General features: G+C 68.6%; 8 protein-coding genes. 5 read left to right on the top strand and 3 right to left on the bottom strand.

What is annotated here, in order from left to right; all coding sequences use genetic code 11:
* The first annotated feature begins 41 nt into the window (after window positions 1-41).
* Window positions 42-1,304, top strand: a complete 1,263-nt coding sequence (gene tyrS, locus MYSTI_RS16995) for a tyrosine--tRNA ligase (protein WP_015349009.1) — start codon at window positions 42-44, stop codon at window positions 1,302-1,304.
* Window positions 1,305-1,401: 97 nt separating this feature from the next.
* Window positions 1,402-2,550 carry an EndoU domain-containing protein gene (locus MYSTI_RS16990; RefSeq protein ID WP_015349008.1) on the top strand — a complete coding sequence of 383 codons (1,149 nt, stop codon included), beginning with the start codon at window positions 1,402-1,404 and terminating at the stop codon, window positions 2,548-2,550.
* A gap of 597 nt (window positions 2,551-3,147) precedes the next feature.
* On the opposite strand, the gene MYSTI_RS16985 is transcribed toward MYSTI_RS16990, so the two are convergent.
* Together MYSTI_RS16985 and MYSTI_RS16980 are read right to left on the bottom strand one after the other, a co-directional pair.
* Entirely contained in the window at window positions 3,148-9,201 is a 6,054-nt protein-coding gene (locus MYSTI_RS16985; RefSeq protein ID WP_015349007.1) for an alpha-2-macroglobulin family protein, read from the bottom strand.
* 49 nt (window positions 9,202-9,250) lie between these two features.
* Window positions 9,251-9,898, bottom strand: a complete 648-nt coding sequence (locus tag MYSTI_RS16980; RefSeq protein ID WP_044280595.1) for an SAM-dependent methyltransferase — start codon at window positions 9,896-9,898, stop codon at window positions 9,251-9,253.
* 76 nt (window positions 9,899-9,974) lie between these two features.
* Between MYSTI_RS16980 and MYSTI_RS16975 the strand changes: the two genes are divergently transcribed.
* The 3 genes from MYSTI_RS16975 to MYSTI_RS40790 all read left to right on the top strand — a co-directional run bounded on the left by MYSTI_RS16975 (window position 9,975) and on the right by MYSTI_RS40790 (window position 11,197).
* The gene (locus MYSTI_RS16975) at window positions 9,975-10,391 is read left to right on the top strand and encodes a hypothetical protein (RefSeq protein ID WP_015349005.1); all 417 of its coding nucleotides are present in this window, start codon (window positions 9,975-9,977) and stop codon (window positions 10,389-10,391) included.
* Between the two features lie 59 nt (window positions 10,392-10,450).
* Window positions 10,451-10,738, top strand: coding sequence for a hypothetical protein (locus MYSTI_RS16970; RefSeq protein WP_015349004.1), 288 nt, complete (start codon window positions 10,451-10,453; stop codon window positions 10,736-10,738).
* A 90-nt stretch (window positions 10,739-10,828) separates the two neighbouring features.
* Entirely contained in the window at window positions 10,829-11,197 is a 369-nt protein-coding gene (locus MYSTI_RS40790; protein ID WP_015349003.1) for a hypothetical protein, read from the top strand.
* 70 nt (window positions 11,198-11,267) lie between these two features.
* On the opposite strand, the gene MYSTI_RS16960 is transcribed toward MYSTI_RS40790, so the two are convergent.
* Window positions 11,268-12,407, bottom strand: a complete 1,140-nt coding sequence (locus MYSTI_RS16960) for an acyl-CoA dehydrogenase family protein (protein ID WP_015349002.1) — start codon at window positions 12,405-12,407, stop codon at window positions 11,268-11,270.
* Between the last annotated feature and the right edge of the window lie 92 nt (window positions 12,408-12,499).

The raw sequence follows: 12,499 nt of genomic DNA, 5'->3' as shown, positions 1-12,499 counted from the left end.
GTGCCGCGCGGCGGCGGGCTTTCGGCTATGGTCCGCCGGCCATGAATCCGGACGCGCTGCGCAAGGCGACCCCCGAGGAGCAGTTCGAAGAAGTCACCCGAGGCACGGTGGATCTCCACTCGCCCGAGGACCTGAAGAAGAAGCTCCGGTACTCGTATGAGTCGGGCAAGCCGCTCGTCATCAAGGCGGGGTTCGACCCCAGCCGGCCGGACCTGCACCTGGGCCACTCGCTGCTGCTCACGCGCATGCGCCGCTTCCAGGACTTCGGTCACACGGTGGTGTTCCTCATCGGTGACTTCACGGCCCTGATTGGCGACCCCACGGGGCGCAACGCCACGCGCCCGGCGCTCACCCGCGACGAGGTGAAGGCCAACGCGGAGACGTACAAGCAGCAGGTCTTCAAGGTGTTGGACCCGGAGAAGACGACGGTCCGCTTCAACTCGGAGTGGCTCGACAAGCTGGGCACCGAGGGAATGATTCGGCTGGCGTCGCGCTACTCGCTGCAGCGCATGCTGGAGCGCGACGACTTCAAGAAGCGCTTCCGGGACAACATCTCCATCGCCATCCACGAGATGCTCTACCCGCTCCTCCAGGGCTACGACTCCGTCGCGCTGAAGTCGGACGTGGAGCTGGGCGCCACGGACCAGCTCTTCAACCTGCTGGTGGGCCGGCAGCTGATGCGCGAGGAGAACATGGCGCCCCAGGTCATCATGACGGGGCCCATCCTGGAGGGGCTCAGCGCGAAGCTCATCGACGGGAAGATTGTCGGCGACAAGATGTCCAAGAGCCTGGACAACTACGTGGGCGTCAGCGAGGCGTCGGACGCCATGTTCGGCAAGCTGATGAGCATCACCGACGACCTGATGTGGCGCTACTACCAGCTCCTCTCGGCCAAGACGCTGAAGGAGCTGGCGGAGCTGCAGGCGAAGGTCGCCAGCGGTGAGGTGCACCCGAAGACCGCCAAGCTGGGCTTCGCCCGCGAGATGACGGAGCGCTTCCACGACGCCGAGGCGGCACGCAAGGCGGAGGAGGACTTCGAGAAGCGCTTCGCGAAGAAGGAGCTGACGGCGGAGGACCTCCCCCAGGTGGAGCTCTCGCTGGCCGGTGCGGCGAGCCTTCCGGTGACCAAGGTGCTGGCCGAGGCGAAGCTGGTGGCCTCCGCGACCGAGGGCCGGAAGATGATCACCCAGGGCGGCGTCCGGGTGAACGGCGAGAAGGTGGCGGACCCGAAGGCGGACCTGGGCGCCGGCGAGTACACGGTGCAGGTCGGCAAGCTGAAGGCCGCGCGCGTCAAGCTGGCGTGAATTCCCGGGGACGGCCCTCCGTCCCAGGTGCCCGAGGAGCCCCCCCACCCGCCCCTGCTTCGAGGGGCGGGGGCGGATTGGGATAGACTCGCGCGCCATGCGTTTCCCCGCACTGTGCCTCGGCCTGGTGTTGACCACCCTCCCCGCGCTGGCGGGCCCGGGGGCGTTCGTCTCCGACGTCCGCGTGGAGGCGGTGGACCAGCCGGAATCCCCCAAGGTCGTCTTCACGGTGGAGCCCGGGCAGACGTACCCGCTGCTCAAGAAGGGCGGCCCGGGGCGCGCGTGGTGCAAGCTGCGCGGTGCCTCCGCCGAGGGCTGGGTGTTGTGCGAAGGCGCCCAGGAGTCCGCTCCTCCCACGGCCCCCTCCGCCACCGCGCTGGCGGCGGCGGACCGCGCGGACGCGGAACAACGGGCCGTGGGCAAGGAACGGCTGCGCGCCGCCTTCGCGAGCGAAGCCTCGTCCGAGGAGTCCTCCCCGGACGAGGACGAGGGTCCGGCCGTCATCGTGAGCGCACCGGGCGCGCAGGCTCCGCGCTACACGGGGGGCTCGCGCGATACCAGGGAGTGCGCATCGACGTGCTCCAGCAAGCCCCTCTTCGAGAAGCAGCCGGTGCCGACCGCGCTGGACAAGGAAGTGCTGCAGATGTGCCCCGCGCGTCCGGACGCGAGCGTGAGCGCGGCGGAGGTGCGGCGCTTCGTCGCCCGGCACTACGAGGACCCGCGCATCCAGACGGCCCTGTCTGCCGCGGGACGGCCCGGTCAGAAGCAGTCGAACATCGACTGGCTGACCAGCCTTTGGGTGAGCACGGGTCCGCGCAACGCCTTCACGCACGTGTTCTGCGGAGATGATTGGGAGCGAGGCCCCATCGGAGGTCTCCACTTCCTGCCGCGCTATGCGCAGCTCGAGGCGGAGGGGAAGCTCTGCTACGGCGGGCCGGTGCGTGGGGGCTCGGCGAAGGCGCAGGGCCAGTACCTCATCCGCTACAAGGGCGTGGCGCCGTGGTCCTGCGGGGAGAAGCGCGTCGGTGGCTTCTCCGAGTCGCCTGACGCCGTGGGACTTCTCTCCATCGGCACGCGGGCCTTCGCGCGGTGCTGCGCTCGCAACGGAGGGAAGAAGGAAGGCGGCGTGTTCAGCGCGCCAGACCTGGGGAACACGAAGTGGCGCATCTGGTGCGGCACCCGCAATGGCACCTACGGCATCGCCACGCTCCACCCCACCGACGACTCCGCCACCTGTGGCGAGTGAGCGCGTGACGGTTCAGGGATTCACGTCCTCCCGCTGCCGGTAGTCGAAAGCTTCGACGGGCCCGTGATTCAGCGGGTCCCGGTCCACGCTCGATGGGCCTCGACGTGGCGGACACGCACGGGGGACCCCGCTCGTGCTTGATTCGCCCCCTCGGGGCGTCATCCATCTCAGAGGACGCAAAGCGCTCGTCGCGCAGAGGGATGGAGCGTGACAGCACCACGGGCGTCATCCACGACATCGTCGCTCGGGTGATGGACGAGATGACCCTGTCGAAGGGGTTCACCCGCCAGAACGGGATGCGGTGGTGTGGGAACGGCCGCGCCCGGTGCGCGCGGCTTCTCGAGTCGAGGGCGACCCTGGCATGCGCTGGCCTCGAGACGTCACCTCCCCAGGCGTCATCCCGGCCCGACCCCAGCGCGGAGAAAAGCCCACGCGCAACCCGTTCGGCGAGGCGCTCGACGGGTCGTCGCAGGACGAGAGCGCTGGGGCACGGCGCAGAAGAGTCGGCCCCAGCTGATGCGAACCCGCGATGCATGACGCCGTGACAGCGTCATGCATCGCGGCTCATCGTCGCGACTGCGCCCTCGGGAGCCCGTGCTACTTCGCGGGCCCCACGTTGAGCACCGCGCCCGCCGAGTACGCGGTGAACTCCGGCGCGTACATGGACTGCACGGTGGCGGGGCCCACGCGGAACGTGCCCGCCATGTTGGCGCGCAGGCGGTACTTGAAGGTGTACTCACCCGCGGGCAGCCACTCGAAGAAGAAGTTGCTGCCGGAGTCGCGCGTCTCCTCGTACCAGACGATGCCCAGGTCCCACTTGTGGCGGGACTGCGCATTCTCCGGCTCGAGACCCGCGGCGCGCGGGTCCCTCAGGTGGACGTACTCCGCCGCGTGCTTCGCGCGCAGCGACAGGTGCACCTCCACCTCGTCGCCCGGGTTGAGGAGCGCACCCTCGGCGAGCGGCTGGAGCACGGCCTCACGCCCTTCGCGCTCGCGGCGGAAGTAGCGGCGCGACACCTGGAAGAAGTCACCACGGTCCTCTGCCGGCAGCTTCTCCGTGGAGAAGTGCCACGTCGCGGAGGCGAAGGCGAAGCCCTTCGTCGACTTCTCCACCACGACCGAGCTCATCGTCTCCGGCTGAAGCTCCGGCCCCGGCACCACCACCTGGTTCTTCTTCCCCGTGTACTCGTCCGGCGCGAACTCCATCCGCACCACGCGCGGCCCCACCTTCACCGTCGCGTCCTCGCGGATGCCCAGCGCGCCTTCCGACTCCAGGTACTTCACCAGCGCGTAGAGCGACTCCGCCGTGGCCCGCGTGGACTTCCAGTGGTTGAGCTTCTTGTCCAGCAGCAGCCACTGCACCAGCCCCTCACGCCGAGGGTCCTTCGGGTTCAGCTCGGTGAGGGTGCGCAACGCGAAGGCATGTGTCTCCGTGGTGTCGTTGTACCAGAGCCAGCTGCGGTCCTCGGGGGCCCAGTACGTGCCCAGCTCATCGCTGGTCTTCGCCGAGTCCATCACGCTGTCCCAGACCTTCGTCGCGTCCGCGCCGCGCCCCGAGCGCTTCAGCGTCAGCGCCAGGTAGCCCTTCAGGTAGGGCGAGTGCTTCTTCCAGTGCTTGAAGCTGAAGGCGAGCATCTTCTGGCGCTCGTCCGCGGTCAGCGCGTCCCCGGTGAAGCGCTCGTCCGGGTACGCGGAGGCCACGTAGTTGAGGAAGGTGATGAACTCCCAGCCCGTCCCCTTCGCCATCGCCTTGCCGGCGTACTCCTCGCGGAAGTGCCGAGCCAGGTAGCTCCACGCCTCACGCGTCATGTCCTCGGGAACCTCCACGCCGTACTCCATGGCGCGAGACAGGCCGTGGACGATGTAGAGCGTCATGTACGGCGAGGGCGGGCCGCCCGGCCACCAGGGGAAGCCGCCGCTGGCCGTCTGCGCCTTCTTCAGCTTCGCCATCGCCGCGTCGCGCTCCGCCCGAGCCACCTTCGGGTCCAACACCTTCACCAGGCCACCACTGGACTCCGCCCCACCCTTCGCCATCTCCAGCCAGGGCGTCTCCTCCAGCGACATCTTGCGGTTCGGGTCCACCGAGTCCCACGTCTCGAACCGGGTGGAGCGCTGGCTCAGGTCCTTCGCCATCTTCGCGACGGCGGGGTACTTGTTGTAGAGGCTCGAGAGGATGCCCGAGGACACGAAGCGATTGAGCGTCTGCTCCGAGCACTCGTAGGGGTAGTCCACCAGGTACGGCAGCGCCTGGAGCGCCGAGTAGAACAGCTGCGTGTCGACGGTGACGACCAGCTGCTCGTTCACCCGCGTCGGGTCGCCGCCCTTCTTCAGGTCATCGAAGCGCATCGTCTTCGAGCCCGCGCCCTTGAGCGTCACGAAGCGCGACTGCGCCAGGTGCACGCGGCCCGGCAACACCGGCAGCGGACGCAGCTCGCCGTCACTCACGTCTCCCGAGCGAGCCTCCACGCGGGAGGCCACCGTGCCCACGCGCGAGGGCGTGGTGAGCGAGAATCGCAGGTTCGTCCCCTTGCCCGGCGCCACCGTGAAGGCCTGCGAGGCATTCTTCACGCCGAACTCCGACAGCAGGCTCTTGCGCGTCTCGGGGTCCACGATGTCCAACGTGAGCGTGCCCTGGCGCACCTGCTCCGACGCGTTGTTGACCACCACTTCGAGCACCGCGCGGTCACCCTCGCGCAGGAACCGGGGCACGTAGGGGCGCACCATCAGCTCCTTCACGCTCCGGGAGGTGCGCTGCACCGAGCCTCCCTGCAAGTCGCGCGTGACGCCATGGACCCACACCCTCCAGGCCGTGACCGAGTCGGGGACCGTGAACTCCAGCGACGCGGAGCCATCCGGCCCGGTGAGGAGCTGCGGAATCCAGAAGGCCGTCTCCGCGAAGTTGGAGCGCATCTCGGCCGCCGGGGGCTCACCCGCGGACGGGGCTCCACCACGCTGGTCCTCCGACTTCGACTCCGCGACGGCCAGCATGCCCGGCGGAGGCGGCGCGGGAGACCTGCCGCCCTCGCTGTCCATCTTGCGCTTCATCACCTGCTGAGGACGGGCCGCCGACTCCCTCAAGGCGCCACTCGCGCTGGGCGCGGAGGCCATGCCGAACCGGCGGCGCCGGTAACCCGGACCTCCCAGGCCATAACCATCCTCGAACTTCAGCGCATCCCCATCCGGAGCCGACCACGAGAAGAAATCACCGTAGTCGTGCGAGACCAACCACTGCGCCTGCTCCATGGACAGGGAGGCACTTGGAACCCCCGCGCCCATGCGCTGGGGATAGAGGTCCGAGACGCTCACCGGCACATGCGGCGCGAACAGGTCCAGCGACTGGTCATACATATACGCGAGCAACTCCGCCGCTCCCGCTTCGACCTTCGCGCCCTTCGGCCCCTTCACCGTCACGCGCCAGGTCTCCTTCGCCCCCGGACGCAGCTTGTCGCGGAACGACGCGAACTCCAGGGTCAGCTCCTTGTTGTCGAAGGGCACGAACACCTGCTCGCTGAAGCCCATGAACTGCCAGTCGCGCACCGCCACCAGCACCGCGGTGAAGCCGCCCCGCATCGACTCCGTCACCGGGACTTCAATCACGGCCGGAGACTCGCCGCCCACCAGCAGCTTGCGCAGGATGCGCTGCTCCCCCTGATACAGGTCGAGCATCAAGGGCTGCCCCGCGAAGCCGGAGAACGCGAGCAGCCGCGCCACCTCCCCCACGCGCACCGACGACTTCTCCAACACCAGCGCGGACGGCAGCGCGATGGGCGCACGCGCCCCCGCCACCATCAACTCCCGCGCCACCTTGAACGTCTGGCCGAACGCGTCCGTCGTCTCGTAGTGCAGCCGGTAGGCTCCCGCCTTGAGCGCGGGCAGCTTCACTCGGGCCAGGCCTTCCGCGTCGTGCTGCACCGAGCCCTTCGCCTGCTCCGCGCCATCGCCCCAGCGCGCCAGCGCCGTCTGTGGTGAGTACGTCGTCTCCCAGCGCGGCTGGATCGAGTCCCCCGGCGTGGGCTTGCGCTCCGACGCCGCGTCCGCGGCCAGCGTCGGCTCCCGCCGAGGCTCATCCGCGGGCAGCAGCGGGGTCGAAGGCTGCTGCAACGCCACCAGCCTCCAACGCCCCGCGCCCGGCTGAGGCGCACCATCCAGTGTGGACCGCACGAGCCGGACCTCGCCCCCCATGCCTTCGCGCAGGAAGCCCTCCTCCGTGTCCACCCGCGCCTCCACCGCCACGAAGCCCAGGCGGAAGCCACGGCTCGCGGAGCGCGTCTCGCCGCCCTCGTCCGTCGCGTCCGCCTCCACGCGGTAGCGCCAGCTCAGACCCGGCGTGCGCGCGGAGCGCTCGTCGACCTCCGGGGTGAACGTCACCTTGAAGCCACCATCCGCATCGAGCGTGGACGTGCCCGCGGCCACCAGGTCTCGCTGCATCGAGATGGAGAAGTTGTGATGCCACCACCAGGGCAGCACGGGCTCGCGGTACGCGCGCCAGCGCACCGTCCCCGAGGCCACCGGCAAGCCGAAGTAGTAGCGCGCCTCTCCCTTGAACGTCGCCGGACGGTTGATTCGCAGCGGCGCGTCCGGGTCCTTCATCGTCACCTCGAAGGTCGGCCGCTTGTATTCCTCCACGCGAACCGAAGCCGAGCCTCCGGACCGCACCATCACCGTCCACGCCCCCAGCAGCCGTCCGGTGGGGATGTTGAACTCACCCGCGGCCGAGCCGAAGTCATTGGTGCGAACCTCGCGCCGCTCCACCTCCTGGTGGTTCGGGTCCATCAGCGACACGACCAACTGCTCTCCCGGCTGCGTCCGATAGCGGGCCTGGTCGCCGCGGCCGCGATAGGCCACCGCCTTCCACATCAGCTTCTGCAGCGGCCGGTAGACGCTCCGGTCCGTGAACACGAGTGTCGACGTGGACTCGCCAGGCTCCGGCGGGTTGTAGAAGCTCAAGCCGTTGAACAAGAGCAGGGACTCGCGCCCCTGGCCCACCATCACCATGTAGCTTCGGTAGCCAGCACCCTCGTTCGAGCGCGGGAAGGTCACCTCGCCCTGGGCGTCCGTCGTGGCCCGCGCCACCTCGCGGAAGCCGTCGCGGTAGTCCATCTGGATGAGCCGGACGAGCACCTTCGGAGCCACGACGCCGGAGTCACCCTTCACGACGCGGGCCTCCACCTCGGCGCCCCTCGGGTTGCGCGTGATGGCGACCCAGGGCGTCACGGACAGGAAGGAGGCCGCGATGCGATTGCTCTTCTCGCGGAAGTCCTCCCGCGCGGAGGCGACGACGACATACGTCCCCGTCTCCTTCATCGGCGGCGTGACGAACGTGTTGTGCGACTGGAGGTCCGGCGTCGCGGGGAGCTGTACACTCCACGAGGCCACCGGCTTGCGGCCCCGGATGTACTGCAGCAACTCTTCGCCATAGGGGAAGATGTTGGAGACCGCCGCCTTCTTCAGCCGCGCCTCGACATCCAGCGAGTACGCCCGGAAGTAGAGCGCCGGCACGTTGCGGTGGGACACCTCGATGGAGCGCCGGTTGGCGCCATCCGCCCGCATGGAGGCGAGGCTGAAGTCCGGCCGCTCCAGCAACTCCTTCTGCGTCCTGCACCGCGAGGCCCCGAGCGAGTCCGGATGGACGGCCATGCACTCCTTCGCCATGGCATGCGCGCGCACCGCGTGGCCCACGCCCGCCTCGAGTTCCACCAACTGCCCCTGCCCCATCGTCCACCAGGGCACGTCCCGGTAGGCCACGAGGTGCTCGGCCAGGTGCTTGCGCACCCGCGCACGGTCATCGTCCTCGGTGAAGTGCCGGTTCAGCACCTCATAGCGCCGCAGCCGGGCCTCCAGCGCCGCCTCCCGCCGCCCCCCCGCGCGATGCCACGCCTCCAGGTCTCCGAGCACCGCGGCCACCTTCACCAGCGGGTGGATGTTCGGGTCCGTCAGCGACACCGTGGGCGAGCCCTCCAGCAGCGAGCCCAGGTCCAGCCGGAACAGCTCGTTGGACTGCTCGGGCCGCCAGTGCGAGCTGTTGTCCAGCAGCGCCACGCGCAGGTACGTCACGGCATCGCGCAACGTGGAGCGGATGCCCTCCGGATACGTGTTGGGCCGGATGTAGTCGGCCAGCACCTTCACCGGCTCGTTGCCCAGCGACTGCCGCTGCGTCCAGACCTCCTCGTAGGCGCGCTGGGCCTCGGTGAGAATCTGGTCGTAGGTCCACGACTTCAGGTCCACCGGGCCGGAGGACGCCACCTGCTCCCGCTGGCGAATCTCCCAGTCGTATGCCTCCGCATAGGTGACAAGCGAGTTCGCGTAGAAGAGGTTCAGCGTCGCGCGCGACAGGGCCCCCTTGGGCCAGGGCTCCTCGCGCAGGAAGCGCACCGTCGTCTCATAGCCATGCAGCGCCGAGCGCAGCTGCACCGTGCGAATCAGCGCACGCGTCCACTCGGCCTCATCCGAGCCATTCCGGGCTCGGGCGAGGCGGGCCTCCGCGGCCTGCGCGGCGGCCTCCACCTTCTGGTTCGACACCAGCGCGTCGATGTCCTTCCACGACGGAGGCGGCTTGGCCGGAGCTGCTCGCGCGAATGACGCGACGAGCAGCAACAGAGACAACAACGGTAACGTGGTGGCGACGAGCCAGGTCCGAGGAGTGCGTTGCATGGTCGGCACTCTAGACGCTGGAGGCCGGCCGGGCGTTCCACATTCCGGTTCAGGGCGCCGCGGGTGCCTCGCCCGGCGGGGGTCGGCGGCGCAGACCCACCAGGTAGACCTCCATGCTCGCCCCGCGTGTCGCTTCCGGGCGGACCACCTTCACCTCCTCGAAGAGCGCGCGCACCTGGTTGCGGAAGTCCTCGAAGTCGCCGCCCATGAACACCTTTGCCACGAAGGACGAGCCGGCCCGGCCTCGCTTCGAGGCCACCTCCAGCGCCTTGCCCGCCAGCCGCAGGCTGCGCGCCTCGTCCGTGGCCTTGATGCCGCTGGTCTTCGGCGCCATGTCGGAGATGACCGCGTCGAACGGGCCGTCGTACATCGCCGCCAGCTTCGCGTCGAAGTCGTCGGCGAGCACGTCGAACACGGCCGTCTGCACGTGGCGCTGGGTGAAGGGCCGGATGGCGACGATGTCCACGCCAATCACCCGCCCCGCCCCTCCCACGGCGTCCGCCAGGATCTGGAGGAACCCTCCCGGCGCGGCTCCCAGGTCGAGCACCACATGGCCCTTCTTCACCATGGGGAACCGCTTGATGAGCTCATCCACCTTGAAGGCCGAGCGTGCTCGGAGCCCTTCTTGCTTGGCTTTCTGGAAATAGTGGTCTTTAGGACGGTAGGGCTTGCCCATGTCGGAGGGGGTCCCTACCATCCGCTACTGTCTTCGGGAAGCCGGAGCAGTCGTGGGTGTCGTGACCCGCGCAATGGTGAATCCGGAGGACATTGCGATGGGCACCCGGACCGTGACGGCGGCACTCTGCATCACCCTGCTCTCGTCGGGCGGGGCGGCCTACTGCTATCTGCAGGCGGACGCGCTCCAGCGACAGGGACAGTGGCTGATGGAGCGTGGCACCGCCCAGGCCGAGGACTACGCCCGCCGTCTGGATGGCAAGGCCGCCGACGCCCAGCTCAAGACGTTCTCCGAGCGGCGCACGGTGATGGAGAAGGCCCACCTGTGGGAGCGGGGAATGATGTTGGGCGTGCTGGCGGCGGCCATGTCGCTGGTGGGCGCCTACGTCCTGTTCCTGCTCAAGCGCCTGGATGACCAGCTCCTGGATGCCATGGGCGAGCTGCGCCCCTCGGCCGAGCCCCCCGCCGCCTCCTCGGAGCCCCGGCCGACGCTCGTGTCCAGCCTCCAACGCTAGGTCTCCCCGCCCGCGCGGCGTGCTGGCACAATGGCGGCCCTTCTTCCGCGGAGGTGGCCATGCCTGGGTGTGCGCACTGTGGACACTCGCTCGACATCATCGCCAATCAGGTGGGGAGGAGCGACACCTGCCCCCACTGTGACGAAGACGTGCGCTCGTGCCGCAACTGCCGGCACTACGACGCGAGCGTGGCCAAGGAATGCAAGGAGCCCTTCGCCGAGGTGCCCTCCGACAAGGACGGCGCCAACTTCTGCGAGCTCTTCCAGATTGGCGAAGGCGGCCTTCACGCCAAGGCCAGCCGCGACGCGATGCTGAATGCCGCGGAGGCCCTGTTCCGCAAGCGCTGAGGTGCATTGCGCGGCGCGTCTGGCGTTCGGGCTTCACGGCGACGACCACTTCGGAGGGGCTCATCTAGCTCGTGCTAGATCGCCGGCACCATGCCCCTGAAACCCTTCGTCGTGCTGGCGTCGCTCGCCCTCTCAGGCTGTGTCGTCGCCCCCGCCGCGAACCTGGCCGTGCCCAAGGAACGCGTCTCCGAGTGCAAGACCATCTGCACGGATATCGGGATGGAGCTCGGCTCGGTCGTCATCATCCGGAACTCCGCGGGCTGCGTGTGCCAGGTGCCGGGCGCCACGCAGTCACAGCAGAGCGCCTCCGCCGTCGCGGGCGGCGTGGCCATCATCGAGGCGGAGGAAGAGGAGAACCGCCAGCGAGAACAACACGAGGACCAGCGACGGCGCGACGAACAGGCGCGTGACCAGCGGCGGCGCGACCAGCAGCACCACCCCACCAGCCACCACCACTGAGCCGCGGGCCGGAGCCATCGACGCGCTCCGGCACCCGGTCAGCCCAGGACGCTCTCGTGAATCCGGGGCGTCAGAAGCCGTAGATCTTCGAGAGGATCTCCTTCATCACCTCGGACGTTCCTCCGCCGATGGTGATGAGGCGCACGTCGCGCCACGCGCGCGCGATGGGCGTCTCCTCGATGTAGCCCATGCCTCCGAAGAACTGCTGCGTGTCGTAGGCCACGCGCTGGGCCAGGTCTCCGGCGAACAGCTTCGCCATGGAGATCTCCTTCACCGCGTTCTCCTTGCGGTCGAAGATGTCCACCGCGTGGTACGTCAGCCGCTTGGCCGCCTCGATGGCGGTCAGGTGCTCCACGAACTTGTGGCGCCAGACCTGGAACTTCATCAGCGGCCGGCCGAACGCCTCGCGCTCGTTGCCGTACTGGATGGCGTCCTCCATCATCCGCTCCATGCCGCCCACCGTGGTGATGGCGCCCACCAGGCGCTCACCCTGGAAGTTCGTCATGATGTGGTAGAAGCCCTCGTTCTCCTCGCCCAGCACGTAGCGGGCGGGGATGCGGCAGTCCTCGAAGTAGAGGATGGCCGTGTCCGAGGACAGGTTGCCCACCTTGTCGAGCTTCTTCGAGACGCTGAAGCCCTTCACGTCCGTGGGGAACGTCACCAGCGAGATGCCACCGTAGCCCTCGCTCCCGGTGCGCACCGCCAGGGTGATGAAGTCGGCGCGCGTGCCGTTGGTGATCCACATCTTCGAGCCGTTGATGACGTAGTCGTCGCCATCCCGGCGCGCCGTCGTCTTGATGCTCGCCACGTCCGAGCCACACCCCGGCTCACTGACGCCCAGCGCGGCAATGCGCTCGCCCTTGAGGGCAGGCTCCAGGAACTCGCGCTTCTGCTCGTCCGTGCCTACCTCGTTGATGATGGGCGTCGCCATCTGGCTCTGCACCAGCAGCGCCATGTTCACGCCCGCGTTGCGGCTATGGCTGAGCTCCTCGCAGAACGCCGTCACGTACCAGTAGTCCAGCCCGCTGCCGCCGTACTTCGGGTCGTGGTTGATGCCGAGGAAGCCCAGGTCCGCGCACTTCTTGAACAACTCCCGCGGAAAGATGCCCGCCCTGTCCCACTCCAGCCCGTACGGCGCCATCTCCTTGTCGACGAAGGCGCGCACTGTCTTGCGGAACGCCTCGTGCTCCTCCGTGAACGGGTTCGGCATGCTCATCCCTCCTGGGGGAACGTCAGTATTGATTCTCGAATCAATAACAAGGAGGCCCCGGGAACAAGGGGTCCGAGTCCGGGCTTCTCGTG

This window comes from Myxococcus stipitatus DSM 14675 (assembly GCF_000331735.1).
GTDB lineage: Bacteria > Myxococcota > Myxococcia > Myxococcales > Myxococcaceae > Myxococcus > Myxococcus stipitatus.
This window is presented reverse-complemented; position numbering and strand designations above follow the sequence as displayed.

What these genes read in the sequence shown, in the direction of transcription:
- MYSTI_RS16960 (WP_015349002.1), bottom strand. Translation starts at nt 12,407, where the DNA reads ATGCCGAACCCGTTCACGGAGGAGCACGAGGCGTTCCGCAAGACAGTG.
- MYSTI_RS16990 (WP_015349008.1), top strand. Translation starts at nt 1,402, where the DNA reads ATGCGTTTCCCCGCACTGTGCCTCGGCCTGGTGTTGACCACCCTCCCC.
- MYSTI_RS40790 (WP_015349003.1), top strand. Translation starts at nt 10,829, where the DNA reads ATGCCCCTGAAACCCTTCGTCGTGCTGGCGTCGCTCGCCCTCTCAGGC.
- tyrS (WP_015349009.1), top strand. Translation starts at nt 42, where the DNA reads ATGAATCCGGACGCGCTGCGCAAGGCGACCCCCGAGGAGCAGTTCGAA.
- MYSTI_RS16985 (WP_015349007.1), bottom strand. Translation starts at nt 9,201, where the DNA reads ATGCAACGCACTCCTCGGACCTGGCTCGTCGCCACCACGTTACCGTTG.
- MYSTI_RS16980 (WP_044280595.1), bottom strand. Translation starts at nt 9,898, where the DNA reads ATGGTAGGGACCCCCTCCGACATGGGCAAGCCCTACCGTCCTAAAGAC.
- MYSTI_RS16975 (WP_015349005.1), top strand. Translation starts at nt 9,975, where the DNA reads ATGGGCACCCGGACCGTGACGGCGGCACTCTGCATCACCCTGCTCTCG.
- MYSTI_RS16970 (WP_015349004.1), top strand. Translation starts at nt 10,451, where the DNA reads ATGCCTGGGTGTGCGCACTGTGGACACTCGCTCGACATCATCGCCAAT.